Source organism: Mesorhizobium sp. M1169 (assembly GCF_040318345.1).
Lineage (GTDB): Bacteria > Pseudomonadota > Alphaproteobacteria > Rhizobiales > Rhizobiaceae > Mesorhizobium.
The window spans coordinates 78103-94275 of sequence record NZ_JAMYME010000007.1 but is presented as its reverse complement, the minus strand read 5'-3'; the positions used below and the strand labels follow the sequence as shown (position 1 = coordinate 94275).

Annotated in this window: 17 protein-coding genes; 13 read left to right on the top strand and 4 right to left on the bottom strand. The window is 61.6% G+C overall.

Annotated elements, in window-relative coordinates:
• The first annotated feature begins 98 nt into the window (after window positions 1-98).
• Complete coding sequence (locus NKH41_RS09900) at window positions 99-1616, top strand: DegQ family serine endoprotease (protein ID WP_352539566.1); 1518 nt, start codon at window positions 99-101, stop codon at window positions 1614-1616.
• A 47-nt stretch (window positions 1617-1663) separates the two neighbouring features.
• On the opposite strand, the gene NKH41_RS09895 is transcribed toward NKH41_RS09900, so the two are convergent.
• On the bottom strand, window positions 1664-2236 hold the full coding sequence (locus NKH41_RS09895) for a GNAT family N-acetyltransferase (protein ID WP_352614328.1): 573 nt from the start codon (window positions 2234-2236) through the stop codon (window positions 1664-1666).
• Window positions 2233-3120 (bottom strand): phosphoserine phosphatase SerB, encoded by an 888-nt coding sequence (gene serB / locus NKH41_RS09890; RefSeq protein WP_352501017.1) that lies wholly within the window; start codon window positions 3118-3120, stop codon window positions 2233-2235. Before serB ends, NKH41_RS09895 begins: the two co-directional genes overlap by 4 nt.
• Between serB and miaA the strand changes: the two genes are divergently transcribed.
• The 3 genes from miaA (at window position 3110) to NKH41_RS09875 (ending at window position 5496) form a co-directional block, all read left to right on the top strand.
• Window positions 3110-4078: a tRNA (adenosine(37)-N6)-dimethylallyltransferase MiaA gene (gene miaA, locus NKH41_RS09885; protein WP_352614339.1), complete on the top strand. Its 969-nt coding sequence runs from the start codon at window positions 3110-3112 to the stop codon at window positions 4076-4078. The two genes, serB and miaA, sit on opposite strands and share 11 nt — an antisense overlap.
• A 104-nt stretch (window positions 4079-4182) precedes the next feature.
• Entirely contained in the window at window positions 4183-4977 is a 795-nt protein-coding gene (locus NKH41_RS09880) for a GGDEF domain-containing protein (protein ID WP_352501016.1), read from the top strand.
• Between the two features lie 132 nt (window positions 4978-5109).
• Entirely contained in the window at window positions 5110-5496 is a 387-nt protein-coding gene (locus NKH41_RS09875) for an ester cyclase (RefSeq protein ID WP_352767806.1), read from the top strand.
• Between the two features lie 32 nt (window positions 5497-5528).
• Here the strand turns inward: NKH41_RS09875 and NKH41_RS09870 are convergent, their stop codons facing one another.
• A complete protein-coding gene (locus NKH41_RS09870) occupies window positions 5529-7358 on the bottom strand; it encodes an ATP-binding protein (RefSeq protein ID WP_352767808.1) in 1830 nt (609 codons plus the stop codon).
• A 151-nt stretch (window positions 7359-7509) separates the two neighbouring features.
• On the opposite strand from NKH41_RS09870, the gene NKH41_RS09865 reads away from it, so the two are divergent.
• The 7 genes from NKH41_RS09865 (at window position 7510) to NKH41_RS09835 (ending at window position 13751) form a co-directional block, all read left to right on the top strand.
• Complete coding sequence (locus NKH41_RS09865; protein ID WP_352539571.1) at window positions 7510-8076, top strand: helix-turn-helix domain-containing protein; 567 nt, start codon at window positions 7510-7512, stop codon at window positions 8074-8076.
• Between the two features lies 1 nt (window position 8077).
• Window positions 8078-8389 carry a hypothetical protein gene (locus NKH41_RS09860; RefSeq protein WP_352767809.1) on the top strand — a complete coding sequence of 104 codons (312 nt, stop codon included), beginning with the start codon at window positions 8078-8080 and terminating at the stop codon, window positions 8387-8389.
• Between the two features lie 22 nt (window positions 8390-8411).
• Window positions 8412-8939, top strand: a complete 528-nt coding sequence (locus NKH41_RS09855; protein ID WP_352767811.1) for a GNAT family N-acetyltransferase — start codon at window positions 8412-8414, stop codon at window positions 8937-8939.
• Window positions 8940-9158: 219 nt separating this feature from the next.
• Complete coding sequence (locus NKH41_RS09850) at window positions 9159-10319, top strand: PcfJ domain-containing protein (protein WP_352767813.1); 1161 nt, start codon at window positions 9159-9161, stop codon at window positions 10317-10319.
• A gap of 352 nt (window positions 10320-10671) precedes the next feature.
• Window positions 10672-12423 (top strand): acetolactate synthase 3 large subunit, encoded by a 1752-nt coding sequence (locus NKH41_RS09845; protein ID WP_352471629.1) that lies wholly within the window; start codon window positions 10672-10674, stop codon window positions 12421-12423.
• Window positions 12424-12489: 66 nt separating this feature from the next.
• Window positions 12490-13062, top strand: a complete 573-nt coding sequence (gene ilvN, locus NKH41_RS09840; protein WP_023676680.1) for an acetolactate synthase small subunit — start codon at window positions 12490-12492, stop codon at window positions 13060-13062.
• A 2-nt stretch (window positions 13063-13064) separates the two neighbouring features.
• Complete coding sequence (locus NKH41_RS09835) at window positions 13065-13751, top strand: SEL1-like repeat protein (RefSeq protein ID WP_352778704.1); 687 nt, start codon at window positions 13065-13067, stop codon at window positions 13749-13751.
• Here the strand turns inward: NKH41_RS09835 and NKH41_RS09830 are convergent.
• The gene (locus NKH41_RS09830; protein ID WP_352570428.1) at window positions 13748-14152 is read right to left on the bottom strand and encodes a metalloregulator ArsR/SmtB family transcription factor; all 405 of its coding nucleotides are present in this window, start codon (window positions 14150-14152) and stop codon (window positions 13748-13750) included. The genes NKH41_RS09835 and NKH41_RS09830 overlap by 4 nt on opposite strands.
• A gap of 186 nt (window positions 14153-14338) precedes the next feature.
• Between NKH41_RS09830 and NKH41_RS09825 the strand changes: the two genes are divergently transcribed.
• Complete coding sequence (locus NKH41_RS09825) at window positions 14339-15295, top strand: acyl-CoA desaturase (protein ID WP_352767816.1); 957 nt, start codon at window positions 14339-14341, stop codon at window positions 15293-15295.
• A gap of 131 nt (window positions 15296-15426) precedes the next feature.
• Entirely contained in the window at window positions 15427-16023 is a 597-nt protein-coding gene (locus tag NKH41_RS09820) for a LysE family translocator (protein WP_352501011.1), read from the top strand.
• The last annotated feature ends 150 nt before the right edge of the window (window positions 16024-16173 follow it).

Below are 16173 nucleotides of genomic sequence, written 5' to 3'. Positions count from 1 at the left end.
GTAGCCATAGCCGCAAACGTGCCTTATTTCTTGCCAACATGACGCGACGCGGCGTTTTTTGCCGAAGCGCTTTTTTCAGAACACCCGGAGGCCTTTCGATGACATCCACCACCCTTCTGCGTGCAGCGAGGCGGACGTTCATCGCCGGGGCCGCTGCGCTTCTGGTCGGCGCCATTGCCGTTCCGTCGTTCGTGGCGCCGACGATGGCAGCCGACGGGCCGCCCTCGGTTGCCGATCTCGCCGCCGGCCTGCTTGGCGCCGTGGTCAACATCTCGACGTCGCAGACTGTTAAAGGCACTGAAGGGCCGGGCGCAGTGCCGATGCCGCAGCTGCCGGAGGGCTCGCCCTTCCAGGACTTCTTCGACGATTTCTTCAAGAACCGTGGCGGCGACAAGGGCGGCGGCGGGCAAAAGGTGCAGTCGCTGGGCTCCGGCTTCGTGGTCGACGCCGAGCAGGGCATCGTGGTGACCAACAACCACGTCATTGCCGATGCCGACGACATCGAGGTGAATTTCTCCGATGGGGTGACGCTCAAGGCGACGCTGGTCGGCACCGACACCAAGACCGATGTCGCGGTGCTGAAGGTCGATCCGAAAGGGCACAAGCTGACGGCGGTGAAGTTCGGCGATTCCAACACGATGCGTGTCGGCGACTGGGTGATGGCGATCGGCAATCCGTTCGGTCTCGGCGGCACGGTGACGGTCGGCATCGTCTCGGCACGCAATCGCGACATCAATTCCGGCCCGTATGACGACTTCATCCAGACCGATGCCGCGATCAACCGCGGCAATTCCGGCGGACCGCTGTTCAACAGCAGCGGCGAGGTCATCGGCATCAACACGGCAATCATCTCGCCATCGGGCGGCTCGATCGGCATCGGCTTCTCGATCCCGTCGCAGCTTGCCTCGGGCGTCGTCGACCAGCTTCGCCAGTTCGGCGAGACGCGGCGCGGCTGGCTCGGCGTGCGCATCCAGCCGGTGACCGACGACATTGCCGAAAGCCTGGGCATGGCGACCGCCAAGGGCGCGCTGGTCGCCGGCGTTATCAAGGGCGGGCCGGTCGACAACGGCACCATCCAGGCCGGCGACGTCATCATCAAGTTCGACGGCAAGGACATCCATGAAATGCGCGACCTGCCACGCGTCGTGGCGGAGAGCCCGGTCGGCAAGGCGGTCGACGTGATCATCGTGCGCAAAGGGGTCGAGCAGACCGTCAAGGTAACGCTCGGCCGGCTCGAGGACGGCGAAAAGCTTGCCAGCGGCGGTGAAAACGGCAACGCCGACCAGGACGATGCCGACAAGGCGCCTGCGGTTTCGACGGCTGCCGTGCTCGGCATGACGATCGGCGAGCTCAATGAGGAGACGCGCACGAAATTCGGCATCGCCGCCGACGTCTCCGGCGTCGTCGTGACCGACGTCTCCAAGGATTCGGCGGCTGCCGAACGCGGCATCCAGCCGGGCGAGGTGATCACCGAGATCGCGCAGGAATCGGTCGCAACGCCCAAGGACGTCATGGACCGGATCGGCGCGCTGAAGGAGCAGGGGCGCAAGAACGCGCTGTTGATGCTGGCGTCGAAGACGGGCGAGCTGAGGTTTGTGACAATCCGGATGGATTGAGTCCGGAAGAGCCTGCAATGCTCTGATCTTGAAACGAAAAAGGGCGGCTAGCGGGCCGCTCTTTTTCTTGCCTGCCAGTCTGTGCGTGACAGCCTGTAGAAGACATGTCGCCTGAGTGCGGTGTGGCTGTCCGGAACACCGGGATGGTCGAAATCGGAGGCGGGGTCGGCGATCATGCCCAGGCGCTCCATAACGGCAGTGGACCGGCTGTTATCCTTGACTGCGAAGGACACGATTTCGTCGAGGCCAAGTCTTTCAAAGCCATAGGTGAGCCAGGCTTCGGCTGCTTCGGTGACATAGCCGCGGCCCCAGAATTCGGGTGCCAGCCGCCAGCCGATCTCGATCGTGCCGGGCGGCAGGAATGGCAAATGATCAGTTCGGGTTATGCCGACGAAGCCGATGCATTCGCCTGTGGCTGCGATCTCAGCGGCCGCGAAGCCGAAGCCGTCGCGATCGATAGCCGCGCGCAACTCCTCCATCTTGGTGTCCGACTGGGCACGGTCGCGGCGAAACGGAAAGAATTCCATGACCAACTCGTCGGAATTGATGCGATGGAAGAGCTCGCGGTCACGATCTTCCCAGTTGCGCAGGATCAGGCGCTCGGTGCGGATCGGCGTCATTCGACAAATTCCTCCCGGCGATAACCCTGCAGATAAAGCAAGGCGGTGAGGTCGCCGTGGTCGATGCGGATCTTTGCCTCGGCTGCGACGGCCGGCTTGGCATGCAAGGCGACGCCGATGCCGGCAAGACGGATCATGTCGAGATCGTTGGCGCCGTCGCCGACGGCAATGGCATCGGCAGGCGTCAGGCCGAGGCCGGCGGAAATCTCGATAAGGGCTTCGGCCTTGGCGGCGCGGCCGAGGATCGGTTCGGCGACCAGGCCGGTGAAGCGGCGATCCTGCTCGATCAGGCGGTTGGCGCGATTTTCGTGAAAGCCGAGCAATGCTGCGATGCGGGTGGTGAAGATGTCGAAACCACCGGAGATCAGCGCCGTCCAGGCGCCATTGGCCGCCATTGTCTGGACGAGCGTGCGGCCGCCGGAGGCTAGCGTCAGGCGATTGTCGATGATGCGGTCGATGATTGCGGCATCGAGACCCTTGAGCAGCGCCACGCGCTCGCGCAAGGCCGGCTCGAATGCGATCTCGCCGTTCATCGATCGCGCCGTGATGGCGGCGACGCGATCCTTGACGCCGATCTCGTCGGCAAGCTCGTCGATGCATTCCTGGTCGATCATCGTCGAATCCATGTCGGCGATCAGGATCTTCTTGCGCCTGTTCTCGGCCGGCTGGACGGCCACGTCGATCGGTTCGGAAGCCAGCGCGGCACGCAGGCGCGCCGTTATTTCGGAAGCGTCGGCGGTCTCCGGCAAGTCGAGCTCGCAGGCGATGCCTTCGGCCAGCCAGCGAACAGCGCTTGCGCCGACCGACCGCGAGGCCATATTCGCTAGCGTCGACGTCAATGCGCGGCCGGCGGGATGGGATAGAAGCGTGGCGATCAGCAGCATCGAAAATTCCAGCGGACAGGCGGGCGAAGGCCGCGTGAAGAACGCGATCCTGATAGCCGGGCCGACCGCCAGCGGCAAGTCGGCGCTCGCACTCGACCTCGCCGAGCGCAATGGCGGTGTCATCGTCAACACCGATTCCATGCAAGGCTATTCGGTGCTCGACGTGCTGACGGCGCGGCCTGGTCCTGCCGAACTCGCCCGCGTTCCCCACTTTCTTTATGGACACGTCGATCCGTCCACCGCCTATTCAACCGGCGCCTGGTTGCGTGATGTCATAAAGCTGATCGACGACGGCACGCTTTCGGAGCGGCCAGTGATTTTCGTCGGCGGAACCGGGCTTTATTTCCGGGCGCTCACGGAAGGTATCTCGGAGATGCCCGACATTCCGAAGTCGATCCGCGACCGCTGGCGCTACGAGCTCCAGGAACAGGGCGCAGTGAGATTGCACCGCATCCTGTTGCGCGAGGATTCTGCGGCCGGCATGATGCTGAAGCCGACGGATGGCCAGCGCATCGTGCGGGCGCTGGAGGTGCTCGACGCGTCGGGCCGTTCCATCCTGGACTGGCAGGCCGCGCGTGGCCGGCCGTTGATCGACGGCAGCAGCGCGCGTTTTTTCGTCATCGAGCCGGAGCGAGCGGCTCTGGTGGAGCGGATCGATGCCCGCTTCGACCGCATGCTGGATGAGGGGGCACTGGACGAGGTGAAACAACTTTCAGCGCTCGGCCTCGATCCCGACCTGCCGGCGATGAAAGCAATCGGTGTTCGCGAGCTTCAGGCCGCGCTGGCCGGCGCCTTCAGTTTTCCCGAGGCCATCGAGCGCGCGAAAATCGCGACGCGGCAATATGCCAAACGGCAGGCGACCTGGTTCAGGCACCAATTGGGCCCGGAATGGCAGAGATTGCGTCCTGATGGGGGGATCGACTCGATGCTCTCACTCCCTCCTTCGAGCGCAACCTGAAAAGTCGACACCGAGGGGACATTTCGCGTTGAAGTTGTCCAGGTTAACTGTCCGTAAGTTCCCGCATGCCATAAGATCGCTACGAACTTTCCAACGGGGAGCAGATGCGTTTCCACAAGGCGGAATCAGCCTTTTTCGTCTTTATTTTTGTGATCCTGGCCGCCGGCCTGGTGACGCTTTACGCCTATGGGCTCCTGCAAACCCTGGCCGCCGACATTAGCAATACGCCTTCAAAACTCGATGAAATCGTCTATCTCAACAAGCTGCTGTTTGCGACGGGCGTGCTGTTGGCGACTGCGCTGTTCTTCGGCATTTTCTTCATCTACCCGCTGATCCGAAAGCAGGCGACGGAAGAAGGCAAGCTGCGCGCCATGACCGTTTCGCTCAGTGCGCGTTCGGAGACGCTGGAGCATGCGGCGCTCACCGACAGCCTCACCGGCATGCAGAACCGGCGTTATTTCGACGATGCGCTGAAGGAATATCTCGAAGAGTTCCGTCGCATCGAGAAACCAGTAGGGCTGATGATCCTCGACCTCGACCATTTCAAGCAGGTCAACGACAGCCACGGCCACGATGTCGGCGACGAGGTGTTGCGGGCGGTCGCCAACTGTCTCAAGGACATGACACGCTATCACGACGTGGTGGCGCGCCTGGGCGGCGAGGAGTTCGCGGTGGTCACGCCCAATATGGACGCCGAGCTGCTATCCAAATTCGCCGAGCGCATCCGCAAGGCGATCGCGAACATGTCGGTGCTGACGGGCAACGTCCGACTGAAAATCACCACCAGCGTCGGGCTTGCCGTCTGGGATCGCAAGGAAACCGCCGAGGAGTTCTATCGACGTGCCGATCGCCAGCTCTATGAGGCGAAGAGGCAAGGGCGCAACCGCGTCTGTGCCTGAAATTCCGTCATTGAATTCGTGATGCCGGCCGTCTGGTATCGTCTTCTTCGTTTCCGGTGCACGCAGACCGACATCACCCCGTCAAGCTGAGATGCTGCCTTTGCGGGGCTTGCCGGAAATAGAGGTGTTGCCGTGACTAAATCCGATCTCTCCGGTCTTTACCGAGGCTATATTGCATGCCTGAACAAGCAGGATTGGCCAAATCTGGGGCGGTTTGTTCATGATGAAGTGACCCACAACGGTCGCAAGCTCGGATTGTCCGGCTATCTCGAAATGTTGGTGAGAGACTTCGACGAAATTCCGGACCTTTATTTCAACATTCAGCTATTGGTTGCCGATCCGCCTTATGTAGCGAGCCGGCTAAGCTTCGACTGCGCGCCAAGGGGAACGTTCCTTGGGCTCGATGTAAGCGGGAAGAGAATTTCGTTTGCCGAGAACGTATTTTATGAGTTTCAGAGAGGGAAAATTCGCCAGGTGTGGTCAGTTATAGACAAGACAGCCATCGAAACTCAGCTTTGATATCTGCGCGCGCTGCCTAAAAGTCGCTCGGCTCAATCATTCTGGGGACGCAGGCCGAAGGTCGCCGGCTTGAGGCCGTAGCGCAAGTCGAAATCGTCGTTTCGCTGGGTGCGTGCGGCCGACGGCTTGCGATAGTCCGAATCGCCGGCCTGCCGGCCCGGATCGACGACTTCCGCGAAAGGCATTGCCTGTTGTGATTTCGGCACGTTGCGCAGCCGTTCGACGATCGCCACGAGGTCGACCTCGTCGCCGGTTTCGGACGGCAAGGCATTCTCGCGTTTGGCGGTGCCGGGGATCAAATCCTCGGAGAGCTTTTCAAACTTCATCCGCATCGTCGTCGCCACGCCTTCCCCGAAGGCGATAGCCTCGCGCTGGCCCATGGAAGACAGGAACGCCAGCGTCGAAGCCGAGGAATCGGCGATCGCCGAGCGGATGATCGCCTGGTCCTGCTCGTTGGCGAGCCGCATGGCAAAGAACGTCGAGCACTGCGACAGGATGGTCGGGTCGAGTTCGCCCGGGCGCTGGGTGACGACCCCGAGATAACAGCCATATTTGCGGCCTTCCTTGGCGATGCGCGACAGCGCGTGCCGCGTCGGCGCGAAACCGAGGCGCGGATCGGCCGGCATATAACGATGCGCTTCCTCGCACAGGAAGAGCAGCCGCAGGCGGCCTTCGCTCCACAACGCCAGGTCGAAGGCCAGCCGCGCCAGGACCGAGCAAACGGAATTGACCACCTCGGACGGCATGCCGGCCATTTCGAAGCAGGTCACCGGGCGGCCGTGATGCGGCACGCGGAAGATGTTGCCGATCGTCTCGTGGATGGTGTCCTCGATCAGGCGCGAGTTGAACATGAAACGGTAGCGCGGATCGGATGCCGCCGATTCGATACGTGTCTTCAGTGACCTGAGGGTCGGGCGATCGTTCTTGCTTTCCAGCAGCCCCATGCGCTCGTCGACCAGCTTGATGAGGTCGGCAATGCGATAGGGCACCGGCGCGTCTGCGGTCAGCGCATCGGTGCTGCGCCGTAGATAGTTGCCGGAGTTCGGATTGCGGTAGAGGTTCTTGGCCGCGGGGATGAGATCGCGCAAGGCGTCGACCTCTTCCGGGACCGTCTCGCGGCCGCGAAACAGCACCTCGGCAAATTCCTCTAGCTTGAACATCCAGAAGGGCAGGTCGAGCGTCGTCGAATCGACCCTGACGCAATGTTCGGGCAACGACGCGGCGAACTCGTTGTGTGGATCGAGGATGAGCACGCGCAGGTCGGGCCGGGCGGCGATCGACTTGCGCAAGAGCAGCGACACGGCGGTCGATTTGCCGACCCCGGTGGTGCCGACAATGGCGAAATGCCGCGCCAGCGTATCGTCGATGGCGATATTGGCGTCGATCGCCTCGTCCTGCGACAGCGTGCCGATGGTGATCGAATGACGACCTGCGAGATCGTAGACGGCCTGCAGGTCGCGGCTGCGGATACGATGGGCAATGGCGCCGATATGCGGGTAGGTTGTGATGCCACGGTCGAAGATCGGCTTCGCGCCGGGTTCGGCCCCGTCGCGCACCTCGCCGATCAATTCGATGCTGACCTCGATCGGATTCTGGCCCTCGCTGCTCCACGCACGATCCGACTTGCCGATTTCATAGACCAGGCCGACGGTTCGTGATGTACCGAGATTGATCGAGATCATCTTGCCGACGCTCCACAGGCCGGTGACCGTGCCTTCGATATCGTCGGCATAGGCGCTGATGGTGGCGCGCGCGCCGTCGCATTGCACGACATTGCCCAGAATGCGCTTGTCGTTCTGCTCCGCCCTGCGGCGCTCCAGCAAAGTCGGTTCCCCAATGGAGGCTTCGCGTTCAACGAGCATGGATACGCCGGTCCCCTTTTCCCAAGCGATGAGCCTAGGCGAACGGGGTTAAGGTGGGATGAGGCCGGATGGTTTAGCGGACATTAAGGAGTTTGCGAAAACTGGATGAAACGGCCGTTGCTCTGTAGAAGAATTTCGATATATTGGATTAATGGATGATATAGCGAACGACATCTCCTCGACCATCGGCAGAAGAATACATACCGAAAGAGTGGCTCGAGGCTGGTCCCTGGCAGAGCTGGCGGAGCGGTCCAATGTTTCGAAAGCCATGCTGAGCACGGTAGAACGCGGCATGACCAGCCCGACGGCGGCACTCCTTGTGCGTATTGCGGCCGCCTTCGGCATGACGCTGTCCACATTGATCGCAAGGGCGGAATTGCAGGGCGGTGGCCTGCTTCGCGAACGTGACCAGCCGCTCTGGCGCGATCCGGCTACGGGTTATGTGCGGCGGCATCTTTCGCCGGTCTCCGACATACCCCTCGAACTGATCCGGATCCAGTTGCCGGCCGGCGCCAAGGTAAGTTTCCCGGCGGCCTCTTATGCCTTCATCAGGCAACAGATATGGCTGATCTCCGGGCGGCTGGAATTCACCGAGGGGGACATCGTTCACCGGCTCGAACCGGGCGACTGCCTGGCGCTCGGCGCGCCATCCGATTGCGTCTTTCACGCTCCGGGGCCGGACGCCGCCGACTATCTGGTTGCGTTGGCCAGGAGCTGAGGTGAAGGCGCGCCGTCCAAAACGCTGCGACAATGGCGGTCCGCCGCTCGACGACTATGACGGTCCGCCCTGGGGCAAGGGCGACCCCTATGTCTTTCTTGCCTGGCGGACCGCCCATGCCCAGGCATGGAAAGTGCCGAGCCGCGAGATCATGCTGATGCGGCTGCACAAGGCCGAGCGGCTGGGCCTGACCTATGAGGAATACACGCTCGAACTGCTGGAACGCGGGCGACATCTGCAAGAGGAAGACGCCGATCGCATCGCGGAAATCCGGCGGGCCAGGAAGCGGAAGCGGACCAGTCGTTTCGACTGACGGACGGCGACAGGGGAACGACATGAGTTCGATCGAAATCAGGCCACTCAGCAATGCTGACGGAACGCAAAAAATGCTGACGGAACTGCTGATCGGGACAGTCGCTGCGGGCGGCTCGGTCAGCTTCACGCATCCGTTGGCGCCGGAGATGGCCGCGGCCTTCTGGAACAGGTCGCTTCAGGCGGCCGCCAGAGGCGAAAGGGCGGTGCTTGGGGCCTGGAACGGCGAGGCTCTGGTCGGCACCGTCACCTTGCTGCTCGACTGCCCGCCCAACCAGCCGCGCCGGGCCGAGATCGCCAAGCTGATGACCCGCCTCGATTATCGCGGCAAGGGCATCGCAACCCGCCTGATGGAGGCGGCGGAAGCCGTTGCCGTGGAGAAAGGCCGCACGCTGTTGGTCCTCGACACGGCAAAAGAGGAGGGGGCTTCCGGCCTCTATGAAAAGCTCGGCTTCACGCTGGCCGGCGAAATACCGGATTATGCGCTGAAGCCGCATGGCGGGCTCACAGGCACCCTCATCTACTGGAAACGCGTCGGCCGGACACGCTGATGGCGACAACGATGCACCTTTGCAACACCCGTCAGACCATCGCGGGCATGGAAAGAATAGCTCTTGCGTCAAATTGGCGGCGAGCTTAGAGAAGCCGCCCATTCTGATCCGTCGTCCTGAAAGGAGACCTGTCAATGACCCGGCGATCCAGATCGACACATTCCGTGCCGACGCTGGAATTGCGTGCGGCTGACAGGGTTCCAATCAGGAAGAACGGCCGTGGCAAAGTCCATGATCCAGCGCAGGCAGGATGCCGAGCGCGAACGCATTGAAGCATATGCCGTAACGCTGCGGCGGGTTTTTCCCGTCCCGCGTCCCGCTCCGGATTTCGAGCGGGCGCTCGACGAGGCACGTCGGGGATTTGCCGGCATGACGATCCGCGACGGCGCGCTGTGGCGTCCAAAGCTGAAGACGCGCGACCCCGCGCGGCTGCGGCTGGCCGCGGCGCGTCATCTCTATGCGCGCTACCCGGTTACAGCCGCGCTCGAGGGGATCTGGCTGGACAGCTCGGGGTTGCATGCCGGCGAGATTGCGCTTCGCAAGGCTTGGTATATCGCAGTGGCGCGTGGTGACTCGCTCTACAAGGCGGGCGCCTGTGCGTGGCTGTCTCGCAAGGAGGTGCATTGCTTCTTGAACTTGCCCGGCGATTTCACGTTCGACGAGGCATTTTGGGTCGTGATCGCCCGGTCCTACACGGATGATTCCGGGTTGGCGGCCCGACTTGCCAAGTCGAAAATCGCGCGCACGCCACGTAACGATCTGGCCTTCTGGCGCGAGGTGACACGGTTCTTCTGCGGGCAACCCGCGTCGAAGGAGGAGATCGACGATCTTTGCGACTATATCGGCGCCGTGCACCAGCGCGATGCGGCGTACAGCCTGAAGGGTCGCACGCTTGCCTCGCTGCGTCGGCAGATGCTGGAATGGCATCGAGACATTGCCGCGATCGAACGCATCGAGGCAATGCGCCGCCGCGCTGCCGGGCGGACCACGCGTACTGCCGGGACGCAGTCGCAGGGTCGCGCCTGGGACGGCTCGTGCCTGGACGACTGGGACTGGCAGCCGTCGACCAAGGAGGCAAAGGCGCATGGCGAGCGTTTCTTCGTCCGTCAGTTGAAGACAGCTGAGGATCTGGTCGCCGAGAGCCGGGCGATGCATCATTGCGTCTCGATATACGCGGCCAAATGCATCGCCGGCAATGCCTCGATCTGGGTGCTGCGGCGCTCGGCGCTCGGCAAGATCGAGCGGTTGCTGACGATCGAACTCGACCCGCAAAACCGTGCGATGCAGGTGCGCGGTTTCGGCAATCGTCTCGCCTCGCTCGAGGAGCGCAAGATCATCGAGCGCTGGGCCAAGGCGAGGGGTGTGGTGCTCTGCGCCTGAAACGGAAGACCCGCGCGGCGGAAAGGCGGCGCGGGTGCATAATGGGCGGATGTGCCGACGTCAGGCCAAGTGCACATTCGCCGTTGACAGCGGCGTCAAACCAATTCTATTGTCCGCCACCATGAAAAAGGCACTCATTCTCGTAGGAAAGCGCGTGGGCAAGGCGGTGTAACCGCCGGGCGGTGACCTCCCATGCGCAAGACACAGGCTCCCTCGGGGGCCTTTTTTATTGCCCGAAACACGACTAAACGACGAGCAATCGCCAGATGGCGAACAGTACGGGACCAGAACGATGAGCAGTGGACAGAATGAGCGGCGCGAAATGCCAAGAACTGAAATGCCAAGGAGCGAAATGACGGGTGCCGAAATGGTGGTGCAGGCGCTGAAGGACAATGGCGTCAAGCATGTTTTCGGCTATCCGGGCGGCGCGGTTCTGCCAATCTACGATGAAATCTTCCAGCAGGACGAGGTCGAGCACATCCTCGTCCGCCACGAGCAGGGCGCGGGCCACGCGGCGGAAGGCTATGCGCGCTCGACTGGCAAGGCCGGCGTCATGCTGGTGACCTCAGGGCCGGGCGCCACCAATGCGGTGACGCCATTGCAGGACGCGCTGATGGACTCGATCCCGCTGGTCTGCCTGACCGGCCAGGTGCCGACTTCGCTGATCGGCTCGGATGCGTTCCAGGAGTGCGACACGGTCGGCATCACGCGGCCCTGCACCAAGCACAACTGGCTGGTGAAGGACGTCAACGAGCTCGCGGCAACGATCCACGAGGCCTTCCATGTGGCAACGACAGGGCGCCCCGGTCCGGTCGTCGTCGACATCCCGAAGGACGTGCAGTTCGCCAGGGGTATCTATGTCCCGCCGCAGACGGCGCCGCGCACCAGCTACCAACCGAAGGTCCAGGGCGATCTGGAAAAGATCAAGGCGGCGGTCGAGCTGATGGGGGCTGCCCGAAAGCCGATCATCTATTCGGGCGGCGGCGTCATCAATTCCGGCCCGGAGGCGAGCCATCTGCTGCGCGAGCTGGTCGACCTCACCGGCTTTCCCATCACCTCGACGCTGATGGGCCTCGGCGCCTATCCGGCGTCGGGCAAGAACTGGATGGGCATGCTCGGCATGCACGGCACGTATGAAGCGAACATGGCGATGCACGATTGCGACGTCATGCTCTGCATCGGCGCGCGCTTCGACGACCGCATCACCGGGCGGCTGACGGCGTTTTCGCCGAATTCGAAGAAGATCCACATCGACATCGACCCGTCGTCGATCAACAAGAACGTCCACACCGACGTGCCGATCATCGGCGATGTCGGGCGTGTGCTGGAGGATCTGGTGCGGCTGTGGCGGGCAACCGCCAAGGCCGACAAGAAAGCGCTTCACCCGTGGTGGGAGCAGATTGCCAAATGGCGCGCGCGCGATTCGCTCGCCTACAAGATGAACCACGAGGTGATCATGCCGCAATACGCCGTCCAGCGGCTCTATGCGCTGACCAAGGACCTCGACACCTACATCACCACCGAGGTCGGCCAGCATCAGATGTGGGCGGCGCAGCACTATCATTTCGAGAAGCCGAACCGCTGGATGACCTCCGGCGGACTGGGCACGATGGGCTACGGCCTGCCGGCCGCGCTCGGCGTGCAGATCGCGCACCCGGATGCGCTGGTCATCGATATCGCCGGCGACGCCTCGGTGCAGATGACGATGCAGGAGATGAGCGCCGCGGTGCAGCACGAGGCGCCGATCAAGATATTCATCCTCAACAACCAGTATATGGGCATGGTGCGGCAGTGGCAGCAGCTGCTACACGGCAACCGGCTGTCGCACTCCTACACCGAGGCGATGCCGGATTTCGTCAAGCTCGCCGAAGCCTATGGCGGCCACGGCATTCGCTGCGACAAGCCGGACGAACTCGATGATGCCATCAAGGAGATGATCGCGGTCAAGAAGCCCGTCCTGTTCGACTGCCGCGTGGCGACGCTCGCCAACTGCTTCCCGATGATCCCGTCCGGCAAGGCGCATAACGAGATGCTGTTGCCGGACGAGGCGACGGACGAAGCTGTGGCCAACGCGATCGACGCCAAGGGTAGGGAACTGGTGTAGTCTGGTTCAAGGAAGCTGTGCGAAAACAGCAGATTAGCGCAAAAGTTTGAAATCGAGATTCATGTCATGAACGCACAGTTGCAACCGACCGGCTCCGCCTATTTCATCGCCAAGGAGACGGAAAAACCAGAGAACCACACGCTTTCGGTCCTGGTCGACAACGAGCCGGGCGTGCTTGCGCGGGTCATCGGCCTGTTTTCCGGACGTGGCTACAACATCGAGAGCCTGACGGTCTCGGAAACCGAGCACGAAAAGCACCTGTCGCGCATCACCATCGTGACGCGCGGCACGCCGCACGTGCTGGAGCAGATCAAGCACCAGCTCGAGCGCATCGTGCCGGTGCACCGCGTCGTCGATCTCACCGTGCGGTCGCAGGAATTCGGACAGGAGCGGCCATTGGAGCGGGAACTCGCGCTGGTCAAGGTCGCCGGCACCGGCGAAGCCCGCGTCGAGGCGCTCCGGCTCGCCGATGCATTCCGCGCCAGCGTCATCGATGCCAACACCGAGCATTTCATCTTCGAGATCACCGGCAAGGGCTCCAAGCTCGATCAGTTCATCGCCATCATGAAACCGCTCGGGCTGGTCGAGATCTGCCGTACCGGGGTGGCGGCGATGAACCGCGGCCCGCAAGGGATGTGATCATGATGCTCGCGGCGGCAATTCGAGCAGGCGCCGGCGCAATCGTTCTTGCGGTCACGACGGCGGCGGCCAGCCAGGAGCCGGTATTCGACAAGTCAGTGCTGCCGAAATTGTTTGAAGAAATCGACCGCAGGGGCACACCGAGCTATTATTTCCAACAATGCCCGGCCGATATTTGGCGCAGGGCGTCGGGCGCCGATGACGCGCTCTTTTCCACGCCGGGAATAGATTACCAAGGTTGTGAGAAAGACGTCTTGGCCTGTGCCAGGCGGTGTTTCGACGGACGCAGGGGCGAAGCCTGTTTCGAGACGGCCAGGGTCATCCAGGAGCACTCGCCAGAAGACAAGCAATGGACCGAGGAGATGTTCGCCCAGGCCTGCGCTACTGGCAGTATCGGCGGCTGCACAAATCGCGGCGCGGGAATTCTCTTGGGTCGGCTTGGGCTAAACAAACTGCTTGCCGCCGGTAGTGCAAACGAATCTTGCCCTTATCGCACATTCAAGCTGAGCTGCAATGAGGGCGATGCCTGGGGTTGCACCATGTATGGCAGCGCCCTTCAGCATGGTGAAGGCGTCTCTGCGGACGAAGCCGAGGCGATGGCCGCTTACAAAAAGTCTTGCGAGATCGCTGTGGAATTTGACGCCTGCCGATACGCCAAGGCGCTCATGAAAACGATGCAAAGCCGCTAGGGCTTTTCAGATTTGCGCAAGTGCGATCTTTGCGCTGCCTCGCCTCGACCAAGTTCTTTGCTTTCTCTCTTGATAGGGCGCGATACCGGGCAGACATCCTGAACAAATCCATTCAGCGTGTTCACAAGATTGTTCTGGACCAGAGAATAGTGGATGAACTGTCCGTGCCGCTCCTTGGCGATGAGCCCGGCCGTCTCCAGAATGCTCAAATGCTGCGAGATCGACGGCTTCGACATCTCGAAGCGCGCCGCGATCTCGCCCGCCGTTAGGGAAGAGTGCGCAAGATAGGCGAGGATCTTGCGCCGGGGCGCTGAAGATAGCGCTTCAAACACGCGCTGTATCGCGCCATTTGCGTGAGCAGCCGTTTCGGCATCCGCTGCGTGCTCTGCATCTTCGATCACTGTCTGCCACCTTGTGATGCCGAGGCGTTGGCTGCGCCTCGGTCCGCTTTTCTTATTTTCATTTAGACTATTGCCTAAATACCTAATTCGCAGTAGTAGACGATTAGCTTACTGCCTAAGTAACGGACGACGCGCCAGAAGGCAAGGCTGTGGTCCGGAAATGTTCATGCAGGAGGAGGGGTACCGATGAAAACCATATCCACGGGCAGAATGATTTCCCAACAGGACAGTGACGCCGAAGACGGCAAAGTCGTGTGGGTGCCGGCAAAGTCGATCTGGGTCGGGGCGATGACGATCGCCGCCATTGTGTTGGGACCGATGACATTTAGCTGGAGTGCCTTCGCCTTATTCGTTGCGACAACGGCGGCGACAATCTGCGCCGGACACTCGGTGGGGATGCACCGTCTGCTCATCCACCGGTCGTTCAAGGTTCATATCTGGGTCGAGCATGCGCTGGTCTACCTTGGCGTGCTCGTCGGCATGGCCGGTCCTTTTGGGATGATCTATGCTCACGATATTCGTGACTGGGCTCAGCGCCAGACCGCATGTCACGATCTCCATGCTCATCGTCGGCCATTTTTCACCGATGCCTTCTGGCAGATGCATTGCGCGGTCGCTTTGCGCAATCCACCCACCTTCATCATCGAACCCTCGATTAGGAATGACCCGTTCTACAAGTTCGTCGAACGCACCTGGATGCTGCAACAACTGCCCTGGGCGATCCTCTTTTTCGCGTTTGGCGGCTGGGATTGGGTGGTATGGGGAATCGCGGTGCGCGTTTCAGTGTCGCTTACCGGGCATTGGTTGGTTGGGCATTTTGCGCACCGAGATGGGGAGCAAGGATGGCGCGTCGACGACGTTGCCGTGCAAGGATACAATTTGCCGCGTTTCGGGCTGGTAACGTTCGGCGAGAGTTTCCACGGCAACCATCACGCGTTTCCCGAGTCTGCACGGCTTGGTTTGGAACACGGACAGATCGATCTCGGCTGGCTATTCATTCAGGTTCTGGCGATCCTGGGTCTGGCGCACAGCGTCAAGATTCCGGAGAATACGCCGAGACGCAAAGGGCTGCGACGCGTGCGCCGTCAGCGCGAAACTGCCCCGGATTCAGATCTATGGTCGGTGCAGCCCTACCGCAGATAGATGTTCTCAGCGGATATTGGCCTAAGATATGAAAGAACGCTGGGCGCGCGTGGACCAACGAATTGCATTTGCACTCAGCACCTCATCGATTTAAGTCAGTATTTCAATATTATTGATCTTTGCGATCCTCCATGACCTTCGATGCATTCCTTGCTCTGCTGGTTTATGCCTTCGTGACCTCGATCACGCCGGGTCCGAACAATTTCATGCTTTTGGCCTCGGGCGTGAATTTCGGCTTGGTCAAAACCGTGCCACACATGCTCGGCATCGGCTTCGGCTTCCTCGTGCTGTTGCTTGCCGTAGGCTTCGGGCTTGGCGCCGTGTTGACGACCTTTCCGGTGCTGCATACCGGGTTGAAGATCGCTGGCGGCCTCTACCTGCTTTATCTCGCCTGGAAGATCGCCATGTCGCGCTCGCTCGGCGGCGAAGACAAGACGAAGGGCCAGCCGATGCGCTTCATCGAGGCTGCGGCATTCCAGTGGGTCAATCCCAAGGCCTGGGTGATGGCGATTACAGCCATGGCCGTCTATACCAGTCCGGAACGCCCGTTTGTGTCGGTGGTGCTGATCGCAGCCGCTTTCGCCGTCGTCATGCTGCCGAGCATTTCGACCTGGGCCGGTTTCGGCATGGCGCTGCGCGGCTTTCTGGCGGATGCGGTGCGGCTCAAATGGTTCAACATCGTCATGGGTGTGATGCTTGCGGCGACGCTGTGGCCGATGCTGCGTTAGCTGCCGTTCTATTGTGCACTGCACATTAAATCTTCGTAATGACGGGTTTTGGCCCTTTTTCGCCTTCGGCATCCTCTATTATCTGGCAAAAGCGCGGCAAGAGGCTGCGAGTTGAGCTAGACTACGGCCACCGGATAGCGGCGTGTCGGA

Bases quoted from the DNA above. Each gene is read 5' to 3' on its own strand.
- NKH41_RS09900 (WP_352539566.1), top strand. From the start codon at position 99: ATGACATCCACCACCCTTCTGCGTGCAGCGAGGCGGACGTTCATCGCC.
- NKH41_RS09895 (WP_352614328.1), bottom strand. From the start codon at position 2,236: ATGACGCCGATCCGCACCGAGCGCCTGATCCTGCGCAACTGGGAAGAT.
- serB (WP_352501017.1), bottom strand. From the start codon at position 3,120: ATGCTGCTGATCGCCACGCTTCTATCCCATCCCGCCGGCCGCGCATTG.
- NKH41_RS09880 (WP_352501016.1), top strand. From the start codon at position 4,183: ATGCGTTTCCACAAGGCGGAATCAGCCTTTTTCGTCTTTATTTTTGTG.
- NKH41_RS09870 (WP_352767808.1), bottom strand. From the start codon at position 7,358: ATGCTCGTTGAACGCGAAGCCTCCATTGGGGAACCGACTTTGCTGGAG.
- NKH41_RS09865 (WP_352539571.1), top strand. From the start codon at position 7,510: ATGGATGATATAGCGAACGACATCTCCTCGACCATCGGCAGAAGAATA.
- NKH41_RS09855 (WP_352767811.1), top strand. From the start codon at position 8,412: ATGAGTTCGATCGAAATCAGGCCACTCAGCAATGCTGACGGAACGCAA.
- NKH41_RS09845 (WP_352471629.1), top strand. From the start codon at position 10,672: ATGACGGGTGCCGAAATGGTGGTGCAGGCGCTGAAGGACAATGGCGTC.
- ilvN (WP_023676680.1), top strand. From the start codon at position 12,490: ATGAACGCACAGTTGCAACCGACCGGCTCCGCCTATTTCATCGCCAAG.
- NKH41_RS09835 (WP_352778704.1), top strand. From the start codon at position 13,065: ATGATGCTCGCGGCGGCAATTCGAGCAGGCGCCGGCGCAATCGTTCTT.
- NKH41_RS09825 (WP_352767816.1), top strand. From the start codon at position 14,339: ATGAAAACCATATCCACGGGCAGAATGATTTCCCAACAGGACAGTGAC.
- NKH41_RS09820 (WP_352501011.1), top strand. From the start codon at position 15,427: ATGACCTTCGATGCATTCCTTGCTCTGCTGGTTTATGCCTTCGTGACC.